The sequence below is a fragment of the Pseudomonas sp. MOIL14HWK12:I1 genome, from assembly GCF_000510705.1.
Classification (GTDB): domain Bacteria; phylum Pseudomonadota; class Gammaproteobacteria; order Pseudomonadales; family Pseudomonadaceae; genus Chryseomonas; species Chryseomonas oryzihabitans.
This window is the reverse complement of the sequence record NZ_AZNY01000003.1, coordinates 68,898-86,656: the sequence shown is the minus strand read 5'-3', so window position 1 is coordinate 86,656 and position 17,759 is coordinate 68,898. Positions and strand designations below refer to the sequence as shown.

The 17,759-nt window shown below is 66.5% G+C and carries 19 protein-coding genes; 8 read left to right on the top strand and 11 right to left on the bottom strand.

What is annotated here, in order from left to right; genetic code table 11:
- Positions 1 to 19 precede the first annotated feature (19 nt).
- From PSEK12I1_RS0100395 to PSEK12I1_RS0100360, 8 genes are all read right to left on the bottom strand, one after another.
- On the bottom strand, positions 20 to 1,192 hold the full coding sequence (locus tag PSEK12I1_RS0100395) for a DegT/DnrJ/EryC1/StrS aminotransferase family protein (protein WP_007161385.1): 1,173 nt from the start codon (positions 1,190 to 1,192) through the stop codon (positions 20 to 22).
- A gap of 44 nt (positions 1,193 to 1,236) precedes the next feature.
- Entirely contained in the window at positions 1,237 to 2,616 is a 1,380-nt protein-coding gene (locus PSEK12I1_RS0100390; RefSeq protein WP_027598161.1) for a hypothetical protein, read from the bottom strand.
- Between the two features lie 989 nt (positions 2,617 to 3,605).
- A complete protein-coding gene (locus PSEK12I1_RS0100385) occupies positions 3,606 to 4,298 on the bottom strand; it encodes an HAD family hydrolase (protein ID WP_007161383.1) in 693 nt (230 codons plus the stop codon).
- Positions 4,295 to 5,188, bottom strand: coding sequence for a tyrosine recombinase XerC (gene xerC / locus PSEK12I1_RS0100380; protein ID WP_027600346.1), 894 nt, complete (start codon positions 5,186 to 5,188; stop codon positions 4,295 to 4,297). Before xerC ends, PSEK12I1_RS0100385 begins: the two co-directional genes overlap by 4 nt.
- Before the next feature lie 15 nt (positions 5,189 to 5,203).
- Positions 5,204 to 5,890, bottom strand: a complete 687-nt coding sequence (locus PSEK12I1_RS0100375; RefSeq protein WP_007161381.1) for a DUF484 family protein — start codon at positions 5,888 to 5,890, stop codon at positions 5,204 to 5,206.
- Positions 5,887 to 6,717, bottom strand: coding sequence for a diaminopimelate epimerase (gene dapF, locus PSEK12I1_RS0100370; protein WP_027600345.1), 831 nt, complete (start codon positions 6,715 to 6,717; stop codon positions 5,887 to 5,889). The genes PSEK12I1_RS0100375 and dapF overlap by 4 nt, the downstream gene beginning before the upstream one ends.
- 10 nt (positions 6,718 to 6,727) lie before the next feature.
- Complete coding sequence (gene lysA, locus PSEK12I1_RS0100365) at positions 6,728 to 7,975, bottom strand: diaminopimelate decarboxylase (protein WP_027600344.1); 1,248 nt, start codon at positions 7,973 to 7,975, stop codon at positions 6,728 to 6,730.
- A 9-nt stretch (positions 7,976 to 7,984) separates the two neighbouring features.
- On the bottom strand, positions 7,985 to 8,110 hold the full coding sequence (locus tag PSEK12I1_RS0100360; RefSeq protein WP_007161378.1) for a lipoprotein: 126 nt from the start codon (positions 8,108 to 8,110) through the stop codon (positions 7,985 to 7,987).
- Between the two features lie 169 nt (positions 8,111 to 8,279).
- On the opposite strand from PSEK12I1_RS0100360, the gene cyaY reads away from it, so the two are divergent.
- Both cyaY and rnk read left to right on the top strand, forming a co-directional pair.
- Positions 8,280 to 8,609, top strand: coding sequence for an iron donor protein CyaY (gene cyaY, locus PSEK12I1_RS0100355; RefSeq protein WP_027598165.1), 330 nt, complete (start codon positions 8,280 to 8,282; stop codon positions 8,607 to 8,609).
- Between the two features lie 192 nt (positions 8,610 to 8,801).
- Positions 8,802 to 9,185, top strand: a complete 384-nt coding sequence (gene rnk / locus PSEK12I1_RS0100350; protein WP_007161376.1) for a nucleoside diphosphate kinase regulator — start codon at positions 8,802 to 8,804, stop codon at positions 9,183 to 9,185.
- On the opposite strand, the gene PSEK12I1_RS0100345 is transcribed toward rnk, so the two are convergent.
- Positions 9,182 to 9,460, bottom strand: coding sequence for a hypothetical protein (locus PSEK12I1_RS0100345; RefSeq protein ID WP_027600343.1), 279 nt, complete (start codon positions 9,458 to 9,460; stop codon positions 9,182 to 9,184). The genes rnk and PSEK12I1_RS0100345 overlap by 4 nt on opposite strands.
- Before the next feature lie 55 nt (positions 9,461 to 9,515).
- On the opposite strand from PSEK12I1_RS0100345, the gene PSEK12I1_RS0100340 reads away from it, so the two are divergent.
- Positions 9,516 to 10,502, top strand: a complete 987-nt coding sequence (locus PSEK12I1_RS0100340; protein ID WP_007161374.1) for a magnesium transporter CorA family protein — start codon at positions 9,516 to 9,518, stop codon at positions 10,500 to 10,502.
- Positions 10,503 to 10,538: 36 nt separating this feature from the next.
- The gene (locus PSEK12I1_RS0100335) at positions 10,539 to 11,414 is read left to right on the top strand and encodes an NAD(P)-dependent oxidoreductase (RefSeq protein WP_027598168.1); all 876 of its coding nucleotides are present in this window, start codon (positions 10,539 to 10,541) and stop codon (positions 11,412 to 11,414) included.
- A 146-nt stretch (positions 11,415 to 11,560) separates the two neighbouring features.
- On the opposite strand, the gene PSEK12I1_RS0100330 is transcribed toward PSEK12I1_RS0100335, so the two are convergent.
- On the bottom strand, positions 11,561 to 12,289 hold the full coding sequence (locus PSEK12I1_RS0100330; protein ID WP_027598169.1) for an endo alpha-1,4 polygalactosaminidase: 729 nt from the start codon (positions 12,287 to 12,289) through the stop codon (positions 11,561 to 11,563).
- A 330-nt stretch (positions 12,290 to 12,619) separates the two neighbouring features.
- Positions 12,620 to 14,014, bottom strand: a complete 1,395-nt coding sequence (gene argH, locus PSEK12I1_RS0100325; protein ID WP_027598170.1) for an argininosuccinate lyase — start codon at positions 14,012 to 14,014, stop codon at positions 12,620 to 12,622.
- A 128-nt stretch (positions 14,015 to 14,142) separates the two neighbouring features.
- Between argH and PSEK12I1_RS0100320 the strand changes: the two genes are divergently transcribed.
- The 4 genes from PSEK12I1_RS0100320 (at position 14,143) to PSEK12I1_RS0100305 (ending at position 17,757) form a co-directional block, all read left to right on the top strand.
- On the top strand, positions 14,143 to 15,219 hold the full coding sequence (locus PSEK12I1_RS0100320) for a sensor histidine kinase (protein WP_007161370.1): 1,077 nt from the start codon (positions 14,143 to 14,145) through the stop codon (positions 15,217 to 15,219).
- Positions 15,220 to 15,223: 4 nt separating this feature from the next.
- Positions 15,224 to 15,970 (top strand): LytTR family DNA-binding domain-containing protein, encoded by a 747-nt coding sequence (locus PSEK12I1_RS0100315; RefSeq protein ID WP_007161369.1) that lies wholly within the window; start codon positions 15,224 to 15,226, stop codon positions 15,968 to 15,970.
- Between the two features lie 93 nt (positions 15,971 to 16,063).
- Positions 16,064 to 17,002 carry a hydroxymethylbilane synthase gene (gene hemC / locus PSEK12I1_RS0100310; RefSeq protein WP_037006537.1) on the top strand — a complete coding sequence of 313 codons (939 nt, stop codon included), beginning with the start codon at positions 16,064 to 16,066 and terminating at the stop codon, positions 17,000 to 17,002.
- The gene (locus PSEK12I1_RS0100305; RefSeq protein WP_027600341.1) at positions 16,999 to 17,757 is read left to right on the top strand and encodes a uroporphyrinogen-III synthase; all 759 of its coding nucleotides are present in this window, start codon (positions 16,999 to 17,001) and stop codon (positions 17,755 to 17,757) included. Before hemC ends, PSEK12I1_RS0100305 begins: the two co-directional genes overlap by 4 nt.
- Positions 17,758 to 17,759 lie beyond the last annotated feature (2 nt).

Here is a 17,759-nt window from a genome sequence, read left to right as displayed (position 1 = left end):
GGGAGATAGCGGGCCAGGGTCAGGTTAGAACAGGAGAGGAGTCGCCGGGAAAATCCCAGCTCGGCAGCAGCTGTGCCGGGGTGATGAGTGCCCGCAGGGATTCCATGCTGGTCTTTTTCTGCTGCGCCAGGAGCAGGGTGTCGATCAGCAGGTCCTGGGTCGCCTGCGGCAGGTCCGGATAGAGCGGCACGCAGAGGATGCGGTGACTCAGCTTGCGCGAGACCGGCTTGATCGCCTGGGGCTGCAGGTAATCCAGGGTTTCCAGCGACGGATAGAAGTAGCGGCGCGGATTGATGCCGACGGCGTTCAGCGCCTTCTTGGTGTCCAGCAGACTCGGCTCGTCGCGCAGAGCCACCGGGAAGTAGCTGTAGTTCAGCTGGGTCCCGTAGGTGGGGCGCTGCAGGTCGAAGGCGCCCTGCAGGCGTCTTTCATAGTGCTGACCGATGACGGCGCGGCGGGCCAGGATGTCTTCCAGCTCGTCGAGGATGCACAGCCCCATGGCCGCGGAGACCTCGTTGAGCTTGGCGTTGATGCCGACGCCCTCGATGCGCTCGGCATCGACGATGCCGAAGTTGATCATGCGGCGAACGCGCTCGGCGAGTTCGTCGTCCTCGGTGATGATCGCGCCGCCTTCGATGGTGTGGAACAGCTTGGTGGCGTGGAAGCTGACGGTGGTGATGTCGCCCCACTGCAGTACCGAGCGGCCTTCGAACAGGGTGCCGAAGGCATGGGCGCCGTCGTAGACGACCTTCAGGCCGTGGCGCTGGGCGACCTGCTGCAGGCCGCGGACGTCGCAGGGATTGCCGAACACGTGGGTGGCGACGATGGCCGAGGTATCAGGCTCGATGGCGGCCTCGACGTTGGCCGGATCCAGGTTCCAGGTTTCCGGGTGGATGTCGGCGAACACCGGCCGGATCCCTTCCCAGTGCAGGGTGCTGGTGGTGGCGACAAAGCTGAACGGCGTGGTGATGGCACTGCCGGTCAGGCCCAGGGCGCGATAGGCGACCTGCAGGGCCAGGGTACCGTTGTTGACCAGGATGATGTTTCTGACGCCCAGATAGTCGCGCAGGCGCTCTTCGAGTTGCGCGTGCAAAGGGCCCTGGTTGGTGATCCAGTTGTTGGCGTAGATCTTGTCGATATACGCCTTGAAGCGTTCCTTATCGCCAAGGTAGGGCTTGGTCACATTGATCATGATCCGGTACCTGCTTATCGAGTCCTTGATACGTGTCGGTTCGGTCAAGCGTGCTCGGCGACCGGGCTGGCCGGTTGCCGGAAGGAGGCGCCGGGCTTGTCCAGGCGCTCCAGAACCGACTCCAGGGCCTCGCGACTGGCATCGTTGTGGAACTGCCAGACCCCGTAGATGCGTCCGGAAAAGGACGCTTCGCTTCCCAGGCGGGGATCCACCGCCAATCCCGAGCCCAGGCCGAACAGGTGCAGGCCCTTTAGGCGCTGGCCGTGCTGGTCCAGCGGACTGCCGGCGGCGTCGGAGTCCAGGCCGCCGCGCAGGGTGCGCAGGGTCAGCGGCCGGCCGTCCTGGCAGCGCAGCTCGGGCACTATGGGTTGGTAACCCATGCCCTGGACCAGCAGGGCGGCGCTGTCGAACAGCGTCTGGGCGCTGGCGAGCTGGTCGGCGCTGCCATCCAGCTGCAGCGTCCTGACCTTGACCGGGGTGCCGCCGATGCCCTGACCGGCAAGGACCTGGCGACCGATCTCGTGGGCGCGGTAGCGCAGTCCGCCGGAACGGTTGACCCGCTTGGAAATGGGGCAGATGTCCTGGATCGGGTCGAAGTCGTAGCCGGCGGCCAGGGCTTCGGCGGCGGTCTCGTAGAACAGCCGGATCGGCGAGCGATGGACCAGGGTCAGCTCGCGCAGACCATCGTGGTGCAGGGCGCTGGCCAGGTTGTCCAGGGCGGAAAAGGCACTGTGGGAGCCGCCGACCACGCAGATCGGGCCGCCATCCTTGAGGCGCGCCCGATAGCGCTGGCGCAGGGCCTCGGGTTGCAGGCGCAGCAGATTGTCGGAGCTGTCGATCGAGGCGCTCTGGGGCAGCTGCAGGCCCATGGCCTGGATGCTTTCCTCGAAGCTGTGGCGGGTCTGCTGGCCACCCAGGTTGAGGACTAGGCTGGAGGTGCGCACGCGGCGGATGGCACCGGCCTGTTCCAGCCAGACGACATAGCTCGAGCCTTCGCAGGTGACTTCGGTGATGCGGGTCTGGCGCCAGGTGGGGATGCCGTACTGGCGTTCGAGCCAGGGCAGGACCAGGCCGGCGGCCTGCTGGAAGAGCTGGCCGACGATGGGCAGCGCCGGCGCTTCCTGGGAATTCAGCTTGAGGTGGCGAAAGGTCGGCGAGGCCTGCAGCGGGGCCAGGATGGGCGCCAGCAGGGGATCGCGCAGGCAGTCCAGAAAGACGTCGCTGACCGAGTTGGCGATGATCTGATAGTCACCCAGCTTGCCGGCGCCGAGTTCGGTCCCGGCATCGACGATGATGGTGCCGGCCTGGGCCAGTTGCTCGAGGGCGCCACGCTTGATGGCATTGAACAGGAATCCCAGGCCCGCCGGACCGGCGCCGCCAATTAGACATCCTAATGTCGATTCCGATAGATCATTCCTTGCCATCGGGGCATCCTCTCTGTGCGCAATCAGGGCGCAATTAACGTGGTAGAAACTGGCTTTCGCAGTGCCCGGCAGTCAGCAAGAAATTCAAGAGATCGTTTTAATCTTTATTGATTGAGTGACCGTCTGATGAACGTCGGTCAGTACCGGTGCCAGCCATTGCCGGTAATTAATTCGAAAGTATCGGCGCCGGGTGTACAGCAACTTGCTCACGGCCATCTGCCGAAGACTTTTCGATCTTTACCCGCTGATTCCGGCCACACTGCGTGCCGCCTTAAGGGTGCTGAAGTTCGTTTGGCTGGGCAGCCACTCGCCCGCCTGTTGCAGGCAAGACTGAAGTGGCATGAGCGAAAAGAGTTAAGTCCAGTTCAGGTGACATCCATGTAGTCCTGCAGGTGCTCGCTGGCACGGTGATCGTCCCCTGCTGTCCAGTGCCTGGGCATGGCTACCGCACAGGTTTGCCGTGTCTTGGGTGGTAACCGGTCCGGTCGGGACATGGCTACCGCACGGGTTTGCACCTGGACGGGATGAACAGAGGGTTATTTACCGATATCAAGACCTGACAACGCAGAAAACAGGAACTTGAAAAGCCATCGGCGAGACGCAGAGGAGGGGAGGTAATGCTGTCTTCCCTGACCTGTACGGCAGCAGGTTCAGCGCGCAATCCCAGCGCTACTTCGAACCTGGGGCAATGATTGTCAAAAGGGTTTGGACTGTCAACGCGAGGTCCGAACGGCAAATCCGGCCAGCGAGACGACTATTAATGCCGTTGATCCGGGTGAATCGGCGGCCAAATGAGGTGTGCTTGGCAAAAAAACGGCCGAGGCCGAAGCTTTTGGTGAAGGGAGTCGCAAAGCCTCTGCCAGGCAAGGCAATAAATGTGACGAATATTTTGGCGATTGGTTAACAGAAACCAGGGGTCTAGTAGACGGCTGGCGAGCGGAAATAAATCAGCTTTTCGCTATTTAGTATTGCTAATGTTTTCCACCGGCTTACCAGCCTGCCAGGACGGCGGGAAGCTCGCTCAAGCTGCGGACCTCCGCATCCGGTTGGCCAGGCCCCTGCCAGGGATGCTGCAGGGGATTGAACCAGACGGCGCGAATGCCGGCGCGCTGGGCGCCCTGGACGTCATCCACGGGGTTATCGCCCACGTGCACGGTGGCTTCGGCGGGAATGCCGGTGAGGCGCAGCGCTTCGCGAAAGGGCGTGGGATCGGGTTTGCCGACGCCCAGCTGCTCGGCATTCAGGGCGAAGCGGAAATAGTCGGCCAGGCCGATGGTCTGGACGTCCGCATTGCCATTGGTCAGCACCCCCAGGGTGTAGCGATCGGCCAGCTGCTCCAGGGTGGGATGGACGTCGTCGAACAGGGTGACCTGCTGGCGGGCGGCCAGATAGACCGCGAAGCCGGCTTCGGCCAGCTGCGCCGCCTCGGGTTCGCCATAGCCGGCATCGAGCAGCGCCTGATGGATGACCCGGCGGCGCAGCTCGCTGACCCGGTGCCTGAGACCGGCGTCCTCTTGCAACAGGCGATCGCGAATCGCCCAGAGGTGCTCGACCGGCACGCTGCCCAGCCGCGGCGCGGAGGCGGCGAACCAGTCACGCAGCAGGGCTTCGGCGGAGTGGATGACCGGGGCGATTTCCCAGAGGGTGTCGTCGAGGTCGAAGGTCACGAGGCGAATCGTCATCGGCTGGCCTTGCGCTTGGCGCGGGGGTGCGCCTTGTCATAGACCTCGGCGAGCTGGCCGAAGTCCAGGTGGGTGTAGATCTGGGTGGTGGCGATGTCGGCGTGGCCGAGCAGCTCCTGGACCGCGCGCAGATCGCCGGAGGCACTGAGCATGTGGCTGGCGAAGCTGTGCCTGAGCATGTGCGGATGCAGGTGCTGGCCCAGCTCGCGCACGCCGGCCTCGCGCACCCGCAGCTGTACCGCGCGGGGCGTCAGGCGCAGACCGCGCTGGCCGATGAACAGGGCGTCGTCACGCGGTGCGGCCTGGAGCCGGACCTTGAGCCAGGTCTCCAGGGCGTCGCGGGCCTTGCTGCCGATGGGCAGCACCCGCTCCTTGTTGCCCTTGCCGCGCACCTGGACCAGGCCCTGGGCCAGGTCCACATCCGCCAGGTCCAGCCCCACCAGCTCGGACAGCCGCAGCCCGGAGCTGTAGAACAGCTCCAGCAGGGCCTGGTCGCGCAGGGCGAGGAAGTCGTCCTCCACGGCGCCGTCGAGCAGCTGCATGGAGCGGTCGACATCGAGCACCTTGGGCAGGGCCTTCTGCGCCTTGGGCGGCGAGAGGCCGTGGGCCGGGTCCTGGCTGCAGTGGCCTTCGCGGATCAGATAGAGATAGAAGCCGCGGCAGGCCGACAGCAGCCGCGCCAGGCTGCGACTGGAGGCGCCGGCCCGGTGCAGCTGGGCGATCAGGGCGCGCAGGCGCCGACTGTCCAGGCCGCCCCAGTTGCCCAGGCCTTCGGCTTCGGCGAAGCTCAGCAGCTTGCGCAGGTCGCGCCGGTAGCCGTCGAGGGTGTGGGGCGAAACCTGGCGTTCCAGGCGCAGATGATCGAGATAGGCATCGAGCTGGACCTGCATGCTCCGCTCCCGGGCTCAGCGCACCGTACGCAAGGGGACGGGAAAGCGCGGCAGGACCCGCGCCAGGACTTCCGCCACATGGCTGAGGAACAGGGTGCCCAGGCTGCTGCGATAGTGCTGGGGATCGGGGCTGCCGATCGCCAGGACGCCATGCAGGCCCTGGTGGGAGAGGGCGGCGACGGCGGCGGAGCCGACCTCTTCCTTGGCCGAGTCACCGAACAGGAAGGCCAGTTCGTGGGCGCGCAGGACGCCGCTGGTGGTCTTCTCGCCGCCCAGCAGGCCACCGATCACCTTTTGCGCCTCGGCGGGGGTGACGCTGCGGCCGACCGGCAGGGGATGCTCGTGGAACAGGATGAGGCCGACGTAGGGCACCTTGAATTCATGACGCAGGCTGTCTTCGACGGTGCCTATCACCTCTTCCAGGCTGTTGGCGTCGAGCAGGCCGATGATCAGCCGGCGGGTCTTGTCGAACAGCCGGTCGTTGTCCCGCGCCACGTCCATCAGGTGGGTCAGGCGATGGCGCATCTCGCCGTTGCGATCGCGCAAGAGACCGAGTTGCCGCTCGACCAGGGAGATGGCGGTACCCCGCTGATGGGGCACGCGCATCTCCGCCAGCAGCTCTTCGCGATCGGCGAAGAAGTGCGGATGGTCCAGCAGCCAGTCGGCGACCTGGTCCGCGGTCAGTTCGGGGGTGTCGCTCATACTCTTACCTGGCCTTCGTAGACACGGATGGCCGGACCGGTCATGAGCACCGATTGACCGACGCCATCCCACTCGATGTTGAGCAGGCCGCCCGGCAATTCGATGCTCACCGGCGATTTCAGCCAGCCCTGGCGGATACCGGCTACCGCGGCGGCGCAGGCACCGGTGCCGCAGGCGCGGGTTTCGCCGACACCGCGTTCCCAGACCCGCAGGCGGGCGCGCTGGGCGTCGATGACCTGCAGGAAGCCGATATTGGCCTTTTGCGGAAAGCGCGGATGGCATTCCAGCTTGGGCCCGAGGGTCAGTACCGGCGCCTGGTCGACGTCGGCGACCCGCAGCACGCCATGGGGATTGCCCATGGAGACCACCGCCAGCTCGACCGTCTCGCCCTCGACCTGGACGGCATGACTCAGGGTCTCCGTCTCGGCGATGAAGGGGATCTCGGCCGCCTGCAGGCGCGGCGCGCCCATGTCGACGCGGACCTGGCCGTCGCCCTTGAGCAGCAGCTCGATGATGCCGCCCTTGGTTTCGACGCGGATCTGCTTCTTGACCGTCAGGCGCTTGTCGAAGACGAAGCGGGCGAAGCAGCGGGCACCGTTGCCACACTGTTCGACCTCGGAGCCATCGGCGTTGAAGATGCGATAGCGAAAGTCCACGTCCGGGGTGCTGGGGGTTTCGACGATCAGCAGCTGATCGAAGCCGATGCCGGTCTTGCGGTCACCCCACAGACGGACGTGCTTGGGCTGGATGTGCGCGTGCTGGCTGATCAGGTCGAGGACCATGAAGTCGTTGCCCAGACCGTGCATCTTGGTGAAGCGCAGTTGCATGGAACTCCCCTCAGGCCGGCAGCCGGCTCTCGCCCGCGAAGAGTTCTTCCAGCGTCTCGCGCCGACGGACCAGGTGCGCCTGGTCGCCATCCACCATCACCTCGGCGGCACGGCCACGGGTGTTGTAGTTGGAACTCATGGTGAAGCCATAGGCCCCGGCGGAGCGGATGGCCAGCAGATCGCCTTCGGCCAGGACCAACTCGCGGTCCTTGGCGAGGAAGTCGCCGGTCTCGCAGATGGGGCCGACCAGGTCGTAGCGGCGGGCATCGCCCTGGCGCGCGGTCACCGGCTCCACCGCCATCCAGGCCTGGTACAGCGCCGGACGGATCAGGTCGTTCATCGCCGCATCGACGATGGCGAAGTCCTTGTGGGCGGTGTGCTTGAGGTATTCCACGCGGGTCAGCAGGACACCGGCGTTGGCCACGATGAAGCGGCCGGGTTCGAACACCAGGGTCAGGTTGCGCCCGGCGATGCGCTCGCGGATGGCCTGGATGTAGTCGCCGGCCAGCGGCGGCTGCTCGTCGCGATAGCGCACGCCCAGGCCGCCACCGAGGTCCAGATGGCGCAGGACGATACCGCGCTCGGCGAGGCGGTCGATCAGCGCCAGCAGGCGGTCGAGGGCGTCGAGGAAGGGCGGCAGGGTGGTGAGCTGGGAGCCGATGTGGCAGTCCACCCCGAGGATGTCCAGGTTGGGCAGTTCGGCGGCGCGGGCGTAGACCGCCTCGGCGTCGGCGATGTCGATGCCGAACTTGTTTTCCTTGAGGCCGGTGGAGATGTAGGGATGGGTACCGGCGTCGACGTCGGGATTGACCCGCAGCGAGATCGGCGCGACCACACCCAGCTCCGCGGCCACCTGTTGCAGCCGTTCCAGCTCGTCGGTGGATTCGACGTTGAAGCAGTGCACGCCCACTTCCAGGGCGCGGCGCATGTCGTCACGGGTCTTGCCGACCCCGGAGAACACCACCCGGTGCGGATCGCCACCGGCGGCCAGGACGCGCTCCAGTTCACCGCGGGAAACGATGTCGAAGCCGGCGCCGAGACGGGCCAGGACGTTGAGCACGCCGAGGTTGGAGTTGGCCTTGACGGCAAAGCAGACCAGGTGCGGCAGACCGGCCAGCGCATCGGTATAGGCGCGGTACTGGCCCTCGATGTGCGCTCGCGAGTAGACGTAGGCGGGGGTGCCGAATTCCTGCGCCACGGCGCTCAGGGCTACCCCTTCCGCATGCAGTTCACCTGCACGGACAGCGAAGACTTCCATGGTGGCTCCTTAGAACACGTCGTGGCGGTGTTCTTTGGCGGCTTTCTGGTCGTCGGGCAGGTACAGCGGGCCTTTCTGACCGCAGCCGGCCAGCAGGCAGGCGCAGGCGATGAAGAGAAGAGACAGGCGCTTCATGACGCTAAACCTTTATTCAGGCGAATATTGCCCGGAGTATAACGGGGTTGAACGACTCTTTGACACGCCCGGATGGCTGAAGCGCAGCTGCCGGCCGCCGTCGCGACTGGACGTCATCTGGGCGGCCCGCTACCGTGCGGCGATTCTTTCCCTTCTTTCGAGGATCGTCATGAGCCGGCTCAGCGAAGCGCAATTCCATCACCTCGTCGACCAGACCCAGCGTCAGGTCGAGGACGCCTATGACGACAGCGGTCTGGACCTCGATCTGGAAAATGCCGGTGGCGTGCTGACGATCAAGTTCGACAACGGCAGCCAGGTCATTCTGAGCCGCCAGCCCCCGCTGGTGCAGCTCTGGGTGGCGGCGCGCTCGGGTGGCTATCACTTCGACTGGGATGGCCAGAACTGGATCTGCGACACCTCGTCCGAAACCCTCGGCGCGCTGCTGGTGCGGGTGACCCTGGAGCAGACCGGCGAGAGCGTGGCCCTGCCGGGGCTGTAACGACCTGCGGTCGGTGCGGCTTGACCGCTGCCGAGACCCCTGTGCTAGCGTGACCTGACGGCGCCTTTCGAGCGCCGTTTTCTTTTGCCGCCTCAGGCGGCTTCCCGCTGGGCGCCTGCCGCCCGTCATCCCCGGTGGTCCGGCCGCCTCCCGCGGCGGGGATCGCACCGTCTCGTCCTCCAGGAGTCCGCCATGCGCCACGCATCGCCCATTACCGTTTCCGCCGTCGACCTGCCCCGTCTCGAACGCCTGCTCGATGCCCTGCCCGAATTCGGCCCCGTGGCCGAGGCCCTGGACGAGGAACTGGCCCAGGCCCGGGTGGTGGCGCCCGAGGAGATCGGCGCGGTTGTGACCATGAATTCGCGCGTACGCTGCCGCGAGACCGATACCGGCAAGGAGTACCAGGTGGTGCTGGTCTATCCGGAGGACGCCGGTGGCGAGGGACGGGTTTCGGTGCTGGCGCCGGCCGGCAGCGCGCTGCTCGGAGCCACGCCCGGCGAGCACCTGAGCTGGCCGGTGCCGGGTGGCAAGGAGCAGCAGGTGGAGCTGCTGGCGCTGGAGCCGGCCGAGGCCTAGTCGTCCGCGATCTCGGGCAGGTCCGGCAGGGCTCGCAACAGGCGCTCGTAGTGGGCGCCGTCGAAGGGGCGGTCGGCATCGAGCATGGCGGCGATCTCGCAGGACAGCGCCTGGGCCATCAGCAGCACCGCTTCCTCGCGGTCATAGCCGACCAGGGTCAGCTTGTTGAGTACCGCCTGCACATAGCTCGGCTCGCCGGCGGCAAGCTGATTCTCCACCGCTTCGATTAGATGCGAGGAGACAAAGGATTCTTCGTCATCGGCGTGGTCAATCATGTCTGGATACCTTTTGTTACAGTGCGACCCCTGATGCCGGCCTGGAGTCTTCTCGATGATCACCTGCTATCGCCTGTCCGCCGACGAGCTGGTCGCCCAGCCCCTGTCGCCGGGAGACCCGCTGCCCGCGGATCTGCTCTGGGTCGATCTGCTCGACCCCAGCGAGGCAGAGGAACGCTATCTCGAACAGGCGCTGGCGATGGACATCCCCACCCGGGAAGAAATCGCCGAGATCGAGGAATCCTCGCGACTCTATCAGACCGACCAGGCCCTGCACCTGACCACCACGGTGGTCAGCGGCTTCAGTGAGCATCAGCCGCAGGCCTCGGTGGTCAATTTCGTACTGACCCCCGACTGGCTGGTGACGGTGCGCTACGCCGAGCTGGCCGCCTTCAAGGCCTTTCTCGGCAAGGCCCAGCAGCAGGCACGGCAGCACTGTCGCAGCGACGTCATCTTCGCCTCGCTGCTGGACAGCCTTGTGGACCGCGTGGCCGACATCCTCGAATCGGTGCAGGCGCACCTCAATCGCCTGGCCAAGGCGGTGTTTCGCGAACCCCTGGATCCGCAACAGGAAAAGCAGCAGCCCAAGACCGACCTGCAATCCATCGTCAAGCAACTGGGCCGCAGCAACCAGCTGCTGGCGCAGCTCAGCGAGAGCCTGCTGGGCATCAATCGCATCGTCTCCTACCTGCGCCGGGCGGGGGCGACCTGGATCTCCGGCACGGCCAAGACCTGGTTCAAGACGCTGGAACGCGACGTCCGCTCGCTGAGCGACTACCAGGCCAAGATGAACGGCGAGATCGGCTTCCTGCTCGACGCCACCCTGGGCCTGATCAGCGTGGAGCAGAACAACATCGTCAAGGTGTTCACCATCGCCTCGGTGCTGTTCCTGCCGCCCACCCTGGTGGGCACCATCTACGGCATGAACTTCAAGGTCATGCCGGAGCTGGACTGGCATTTCGGCTATCCGCTGGCGCTGGGCGCCATGGTGGTCTCGGCGCTGATTCCCTATGCCTGGTTCAAATTTCGCCGCTGGTTGTAGCCGGCGGCATCCATCGCACCTCGAGGAGGCAAAGCTATGCGTATCGGATTCATCGGCCTGGGCGGCATGGGCCAGGGCATGGCCGCCAATCTGCTCAAGGCCGGTCATGAGGTGGTGGTCTGGAATCGCTCCCCGGAGCCGGTGCAGGGCCTGGTCGCCCAGGGTGCCCGCGCGGCGGCGTCGCCCGCGGAGGCCTTCGAGACCGAGGTGGTCTTCAGCATCCTGGCCAATGACGCCGCTACCCGCGAAGTGATCCTCGACAGCGGCGCCCTGCAGCGGGCGCAGGCCGGGCTGGTCCACGTCAGCATGGCCACCCTGTCGGTGGCCCTGGTCGACGAACTGGCCGCGCGCCATGCCGAGGCCGGCGTGGGCTACGTGGCGGCGCCGGTGTTCGGGCGCACCGACGTGGCCGCCAGTGGCCAGCTCAACATCGTGGTGGCAGGGGATCCTGAGGCGATCGCGCGGGTCCAGCCACTGCTCGATGTGCTGGGGCGCAAGACCTGGCCGGTGGGCGCGGAGCCGCGGCAGGCCAATGTGGTCAAGATCGCCGGCAACTTCATGATCGCCAGCGCCATCGAGACCATGGGCGAGAGCACCGCCCTGGCGCGCAGCTATGGCGTGGAGCCCGCGGCACTCTTGGAGATCCTCACCAGCACCCTGTTCGCCGCGCCGGTGTACCAGAATTACGGGCGCCTGCTGACCGAGCGAAAGTTCTCGCCGGCGGCCTTCAAGCTCAGCCTGGGACTCAAGGACGTCGGCCTGGCCCTGGCGGCCGGCCAGGAGAAGGCGGTGCCGCTACCCTTCGCCAGCGTCCTGAGGGACAACCTGCTGGAGGCCGTCGCCCAGGGCGAAGGCGATCTGGACTGGATCGCGCTGGGGCAGCGGTCGCACAAGAAGGCCGGCCTCGACTGAGAGCCCGCTCAAAGTCTGCTGCGCGTCGGCCAAACTACGTTGAAAAGGCCTTCGGAATGCTCATTTACCACTCGTAAACTCCGCTTCCTCAGGCCTTTTCGCCTTGTTTGGCTCTAGCTCGCGAGCCTTTGAATAGGCTCTCGCGGCTACTTGCAGGCGGTGCCCAGCGCCGCCAGCGACAGCGGGTAGAATTGCAGGTTGTAGCCCGAGGTCTTGGCCTGGCTGCAGCGCTTGGTGCTGTAGAGGCCGTAGTCGATGATCATCACCGGCTTCTTCTGGGTGCGGAAGTAGCTGTAGGCGTTGCACTCGGCGTAGTCGTAGCAGCTCTCGTTGAGGGCGAAGTCGAACTTGGTGTAGAGGCTCGGCACCAGGTCCACGGCGTTCTTCAGGCCCACCAGCAGACTGCGCTTGTGCGCCTCGTCGGCCAGCCAGTTGAGGAAATCCAGCTGCTGGGCCCGGGTCAGCTTGAGGCCGTTGGGGTTGCTGAAGCCATCGACGTTGTCCGGGTCCACTCCCTGGCAGCCCTTCTGCACGGCCAGGTCCAGCCGCTTGGCCAGCAGCACGCGGACGTCGGCGCGACGGATGTCCAGCCAGCGCTCGCCCGGCCAGGCGTCCAGCGCCTTGCCCAGGGCGGCCTTGGGATAGAGGGCGGCGTCGGGCCGCCAGTCTTCCCAGGTGCCGGCGCTGAAATAGCAGATCACCGTCTTCCCATTGCCCTTCAGATTGGCGATCACCGCCTTGCTGGTGTCATAGAGATCGATGTCGTAGAGGGTGCGATTGGGCTTTTGCAGCACGCCGTTCAGCTGGACATGCCAGGTGAGCGTCTGTGGCAGCGGCGGCGGCAGGGCGGCCTGGCTGGAAGCCGCGGCGAACATTCCGCAAAGCAGGAGGGAACAGGCTGAAAGGCGCATGAGACTTGACTCGAACGGCTGGTCAAGCCTCCAGTATCGGCTGCCGGGTCCCCTTCCTGAGCACCAGTCGTCGTACCTATCAACGGCTGGTCGGCGCTCGTCCGACCGGCTTTCAGGCCTCCTGCGCGGAGACCCCTGGCCTAGAGCCCTTGCCGTCGGACCAGGCGCCTGCGGGGCGGTGGAGGGAACCCTTGTGCCCTTTGGCGCGGCCGATGAGCGGCAGGGGTGGGGTCTTCGGCCGGCGGCGTTCTCGCCCGTCCGCGGAGGGGTAGGCGAGAAGCGCAGCGGCGGGCGCTAGCGCTGGGCCAGCAGCGCGCGGCCGCGCTGCACGGCGGCGCGGACCTGGGCCGGGGCGGTGCCGCCGATATGGTCGCGGGCGTTGACCGAGCCTTCCAGGGTCAGGACGGCGAAGACGTCCTGCTCGATCTGATCGCTGAAGCGCCGCAGTTCGTCCAGGCTCATCTCGGCCAGGTCCTTGCCGCTGTCCACGCCGTACTTGACCGCATGGCCGACGATCTCGTGGCAGTCGCGGAAGGGCAGGCCCTTGCGCACCAGGTAGTCGGCGAGGTCGGTGGCGGTGGAGAAGCCGCGGCGGGCCGCCTCGCGCATGATCTCGCGCTTGGGCTTGATGGCCGGGACCATGTCGGCGAAGGCGCGCAGGGAGTCGCGCAGGGTGTCGGCGGCGTCGAACAGCGGTTCCTTGTCTTCCTGGTTGTCCTTGTTGTAGGCCAGCGGCTGGCCCTTCATCAGGGTCAGCAGGCCGGTGAGGGCGCCGAACACCCGGCCGGTCTTGCCGCGTACCAGCTCGGGCACGTCGGGATTCTTCTTCTGCGGCATGATCGAGGAGCCGGTGCAGAAGCGATCGGGCAGGTCGATGAACTGGAACTGGGCGCTGGTCCAGAGCACCAGCTCTTCGGAGAAGCGCGACAGGTGCATCATCGCCAGGGAGGCCGCGGCGCAGAATTCGATGGCGAAGTCGCGATCCGAGACGCCGTCCAGGGAGTTGCCGCCGATGGCCTCGAAGCCCAGCAGCTCGCAGGTGACCTGGCGCTGGATGGGGTAGGTGGTGCCGGCCAGCGCGGCGCTGCCCAGGGGCATGCGATTGACGCGCTTGCGGCAGTCCACCAGGCGCTCGTGGTCGCGGGAGAGCATCTCGAACCAGGCCAGCAGGTGGTGGCCGAAGGTCACGGGTTGCGCGGTCTGCAGGTGGGTGAAGCCGGGCATGATGGTGTCGGCTTCGGTCTCGGCCAGTTGCAGCAGGCCTGCCTGCAGGCGGTCGAGCTCTGCGAGGATGGCGTCGATCTCGTCGCGCAGCCAGAGGCGGATGTCGGTGGCCACCTGGTCATTGCGGCTGCGACCGGTGTGCAGCTTCTTGCCGACCACGCCCAGGCGCTCGGTCAGGCGCGCCTCGATGTTCATGTGCACGTCTTCCAGGTCGACGCGCCACTCGAAGGTGCCGGCCTCAATCTCGCCGCGGATCTCGTCCAGTCCGGCGACGATGGCATCGCGCTCGGCTTCGCTGAGCACTCCGGCCTGGGTCAGCATGCGGGCATGGGCCTGGCTGCCGAGGATGTCGTGGCGGTAGAGACGCTTGTCGAAGTCCACCGAGGCGGTGAAGCGGGCGACGAAGGCGTCGACGGGTTCGCTGAAGCGTCCGCCCCAGGACTGGTTGGTTTTTTCGCTGCTCATGGATCGGCCTGCTGCTGGGCTTGTCGGTAAGGAAAGGAGGGGGCCGATGATAGCAGTCCTGAGCGGGTGCCGGCCCGATTCAACGGAGCCGACTTGCCGACGAGTGGTATCTGACCCACACTGCCTCCATGATACTCGAACGCCGCAAAACCCCCCGACCGGTCAAGGTCGACGACTTCTTCGTCCCGGCGCTCTGCGAACCGGAGGCCCTGCTCGTGCTGGTGGTGCTGGCCGAGCTGCTGGTGCTGGTCCTGGTGCTGGCAGAACCCTTCACCCTGCAGTTCAACTGGATCCGCCTGGCGCTGGTGTCGCTGTTCGTGCAGTGGATCGTGCTGCTGTCGGCGGCGCTGCTCTGTCGCCTGCGGCCCTGGCTGGCACGCCATAGACCGGTGGTGGCGGGTGGCTTCTGCTGCGCCATCGTGGTGGCCCTGACCCTGCTCTGCACCCTGGTGGCCGACTGGCTGCAGCTGGCCGGACCGCTGCAGCGGGTCGGCGAGGTGCGGCTGTACATGAGGCACGCGCTGATCGCCCTGATCATGTCCATGCTGCTGCTGCGCTACTTCTGGCTGCAGAGCCAGTGGCGCCGCCAGCAGCAGGCCGAATTGCAGGCGCGCATCGAGTCGCTGCAGGCGCGCATCCGCCCGCATTTCCTGTTCAACAGCCTGAACAGCATCGCCAGCCTGGTCGCCCTGGACGCCGACAAGGCCGAGCGCGCGGTGCTGGACCTGTCGGCGCTGTTTCGCGCCAGCCTGGCCCAGCCCGGCACCAAGGTGCGCTGGGTCGAGGAGCTGGAGCTCTCGCGGCGCTATCTGGAGATCGAACGCCTGCGCCTGGGCGATCGCCTGCAATTGCAGTGGGACGTGGACGGGGTGCCGGCGGATCTGCCGATTCCCCAGCTGACGCTGCAGCCGCTGCTGGAAAACGCCCTGATCTATGGTGTGGCGCCGCGCATCGAAGGGGGCCTGGTCACCATCTTCGCCACCTACCGGGAGGGGGTGTTCGAGCTGGTCATCAGCAACCCCTATGACCCCGAGGTGGAGCAGCAGCCACGCCCACCCAAGGGCACCCGTCAAGCTTTAAGCAATATCGAGGCGCGATTGACGGCACTTTTCGGACCAGCTGCGAGTCTCAAAATCGAACGCCGCGACCAGCGGCATACAACGTCTCTTCGCTATCCATGCGAGCGACTCATGCGGGAAGCCTGAGCTTATGAATGTCCTGATCGTCGATGACGAACCCTTGGCGCGCGAGCGTCTGGCCCGTCTGGTGGGGCAACTGGACGGTTATACCGCCCTGGAGCCAACAGCCACCAACGGTGAGGAAGCCCTCGCTTTGGTTGAAAACCTCAAGCCCGATATCGTCCTGCTCGACATCCGCATGCCGGGTCTGGACGGTCTGCAGGTGGCCGCGCGTCTCTGCGAGCGCGAGTCGCCGCCCGCGGTGATCTTCGTGACCGCCCACGACGAATACGCGCTCGACGCCTTCCAGGTCAGCGCCGTGGGCTATCTGGTCAAGCCGGTGCGGCAGGAGGACCTGGCCGCTGCCCTGAGCAAGGCCCAGCGACCCAACCGGATGCAGCTGGCCGCCCTGACCAAGCCGCCGGCCAGCGGTGGCCCTGGCCCGCGCAGCCATATCAGCGCCCGGACCCGCAAGGGCATCGAGCTGATCCCCCTGGATGACGTGGTCTATTTCATCGCCGACCACAAGTACGTGACCCTGAGACACTCTGGCGGCGAAGTACTGCTGGATGAACCGCTCAAGGCGCTGGAAGACGAATTCGGTGAGCGCTTCGTGCGCATACACCGCAATGCGCTGGTCTCCCGCGAGCGCATCGAGCGCCTGCAGCGCACGCCCCTGGGCCACTTCCAGCTGTTCCTCAAGGGCATGAACGGCGACGCCCTGACCGTCAGCCGCCGTCATGTGGCCGGTGTGCGCCGCCTGATGCACAGCATCTGACGTCGCTCGCGGGTTGGCGACCGGCGCGCAGCGGGGGAGGGGCGTCGGTCGACCTGCTATCATGGCCGGCAATCTGACGTGCCGGTAATGTCCATGCTCCGCGAAATCCGTATCGCCACGCGCCAGAGTGCCCTGGCACTCTGGCAAGCCGACTATGTGAAAGCCCGCCTCGAAGCGGCCCACCCGGGCTTGCGGGTGAGTCTGCTGCCCATGACCAGTCGCGGCGACAAGCTGCTCGACGCACCCCTGGCCAAGATCGGCGGCAAGGGTCTGTTCGTCAAGGAACTGGAAAACGCCCTGCTCGACGGCAGCGCCGACATTGCCGTGCACTCCATGAAGGACGTGCCCATGGAATTCCCCGCAGGTCTCGGGCTGTATGCCATCTGCGAGCGGGAAGACCCGCGCGATGCCTTCGTCTCCAATCGCCATTCCGGTCTTGCCGAATTGCCCCAGGGCAGTGTGGTGGGCACCTCCAGCCTGAGGCGTCAGGCCCAGCTGCTGGCCCTGCGCCCGGATCTCGAGATCCGCTTTCTGCGCGGCAACGTCAATACCCGCCTGGCCAAGCTCGATGCCGATGACTACGACGCCATCATCCTGGCCGCGGCCGGGCTGATCCGCCTGGGCTTCGCCGAGCGCATCCGCGAATACCTGACCGTCGAAGACAGCCTGCCGGCAGGCGGCCAGGGCGCCGTGGGCATCGAATGCCGGACCGACGATGCCGAGGTCCATGCGCTGCTCGAACCCCTGCACCATTTCGACACCGAACGCCGCGTCGCCGCCGAGCGCGCTCTGAATCGCCGTCTCAATGGCGGCTGCCAGGTGCCCGTCGCCTGTTATGCGGTGCAGGAAGGCGAACTGCTCTGGTTGCGCGGCCTGGTTGGCCAGCCCGATGGCGGGCTGCTGCTGCGTGCCGAGGCCCGCGGCCCGCTGAACGACCCGGCCGGACTGGGCGTGACCGTGGCCGAAGACCTGCTGGCCCAGGGCGCCCAGGGCATTCTCGATGCCGTCTATGGGGCCTCCGGCGCATCATGAGCGCCTGGCGACTGCTGCTGACCCGGCCGGCGGAAGAGAATCCACCCCTGGCCGCCGCCCTGGACACGGTGGGCATCGCCACGGCCAGCCTGCCGCTGCTGGAATTGCAGCCCCTGGCGGAAACCCCCGAACAGCGCTCGCTCTGGCTCGATCTCGATCGCTATGCCGCCGTGCTGGTGGTGAGCAAGCCGGCGGCCCGCCTGGGCCTCGCCGCCCTCGACCAGTACTGGCCGCAACCGCCGCTGCAGGCCTGGTTCGCCGTGGGCGCGGCCACCGCCGCCGTGCTCGAAGACTATGGACTGCAGGTGCACCATCCCCAGCGTGAGGACAGCGAAGGCCTGCTGGCCCTGCCGGCCTTGCAGGAAGCCCTAGAGCGCCCGGCGCCCGAGGTGTTGCTGCTGCGCGGAGAGGGCGGCCGTGACCTGCTGGTCGACACCCTCACCGCCCGCGGCGCCCGCGTCGAGGTGCTCGAACTCTATCGCCGCCAGTGCCCGGACTACCCCGCAGGGCAGGTCCTAGAGACCCTGGCAGCGGAACGCCTGAATGCCATCATGGTCAGCAGTGGGCAGGGTTTCGCGCATCTGCAGGCCTGTGCGGGTGCGGATTGGCCCGCGGTGCGCCGTTATCCCCTGCTGGTACCCAGCGCCCGTGTGGCCGAACTGGCTCGTGCCAGCGGCTGCGAGCTCATCATCGAGTGCCAGGGCGCCAGCGCCGGCGCCCTGATCGCCGCGCTTGCCCATCACCATCCGGATTGACC

What these genes read in the sequence shown, in the direction of transcription:
- xerC (WP_027600346.1), bottom strand. Translation starts at nt 5,188, where the DNA reads ATGCAGGTCCAGCTCGATGCCTATCTCGATCATCTGCGCCTGGAACGC.
- PSEK12I1_RS0100320 (WP_007161370.1), top strand. Translation starts at nt 14,143, where the DNA reads ATGATACTCGAACGCCGCAAAACCCCCCGACCGGTCAAGGTCGACGAC.
- PSEK12I1_RS0100390 (WP_027598161.1), bottom strand. Translation starts at nt 2,616, where the DNA reads ATGGCAAGGAATGATCTATCGGAATCGACATTAGGATGTCTAATTGGC.
- PSEK12I1_RS0100305 (WP_027600341.1), top strand. Translation starts at nt 16,999, where the DNA reads ATGAGCGCCTGGCGACTGCTGCTGACCCGGCCGGCGGAAGAGAATCCA.
- dapF (WP_027600345.1), bottom strand. Translation starts at nt 6,717, where the DNA reads ATGCAACTGCGCTTCACCAAGATGCACGGTCTGGGCAACGACTTCATG.
- PSEK12I1_RS0100330 (WP_027598169.1), bottom strand. Translation starts at nt 12,289, where the DNA reads ATGTTCGCCGCGGCTTCCAGCCAGGCCGCCCTGCCGCCGCCGCTGCCA.
- PSEK12I1_RS0100335 (WP_027598168.1), top strand. Translation starts at nt 10,539, where the DNA reads ATGCGTATCGGATTCATCGGCCTGGGCGGCATGGGCCAGGGCATGGCC.
- lysA (WP_027600344.1), bottom strand. Translation starts at nt 7,975, where the DNA reads ATGGAAGTCTTCGCTGTCCGTGCAGGTGAACTGCATGCGGAAGGGGTA.
- PSEK12I1_RS0100360 (WP_007161378.1), bottom strand. Translation starts at nt 8,110, where the DNA reads ATGAAGCGCCTGTCTCTTCTCTTCATCGCCTGCGCCTGCCTGCTGGCC.
- PSEK12I1_RS0100375 (WP_007161381.1), bottom strand. Translation starts at nt 5,890, where the DNA reads ATGAGCGACACCCCCGAACTGACCGCGGACCAGGTCGCCGACTGGCTG.
- PSEK12I1_RS0100345 (WP_027600343.1), bottom strand. Translation starts at nt 9,460, where the DNA reads ATGATTGACCACGCCGATGACGAAGAATCCTTTGTCTCCTCGCATCTA.
- argH (WP_027598170.1), bottom strand. Translation starts at nt 14,014, where the DNA reads ATGAGCAGCGAAAAAACCAACCAGTCCTGGGGCGGACGCTTCAGCGAA.
- PSEK12I1_RS0100340 (WP_007161374.1), top strand. Translation starts at nt 9,516, where the DNA reads ATGATCACCTGCTATCGCCTGTCCGCCGACGAGCTGGTCGCCCAGCCC.
- hemC (WP_037006537.1), top strand. Translation starts at nt 16,064, where the DNA reads ATGCTCCGCGAAATCCGTATCGCCACGCGCCAGAGTGCCCTGGCACTC.
- PSEK12I1_RS0100395 (WP_007161385.1), bottom strand. Translation starts at nt 1,192, where the DNA reads ATGATCAATGTGACCAAGCCCTACCTTGGCGATAAGGAACGCTTCAAG.
- cyaY (WP_027598165.1), top strand. Translation starts at nt 8,280, where the DNA reads ATGAGCCGGCTCAGCGAAGCGCAATTCCATCACCTCGTCGACCAGACC.
- PSEK12I1_RS0100315 (WP_007161369.1), top strand. Translation starts at nt 15,224, where the DNA reads ATGAATGTCCTGATCGTCGATGACGAACCCTTGGCGCGCGAGCGTCTG.
- PSEK12I1_RS0100385 (WP_007161383.1), bottom strand. Translation starts at nt 4,298, where the DNA reads ATGACGATTCGCCTCGTGACCTTCGACCTCGACGACACCCTCTGGGAA.
- rnk (WP_007161376.1), top strand. Translation starts at nt 8,802, where the DNA reads ATGCGCCACGCATCGCCCATTACCGTTTCCGCCGTCGACCTGCCCCGT.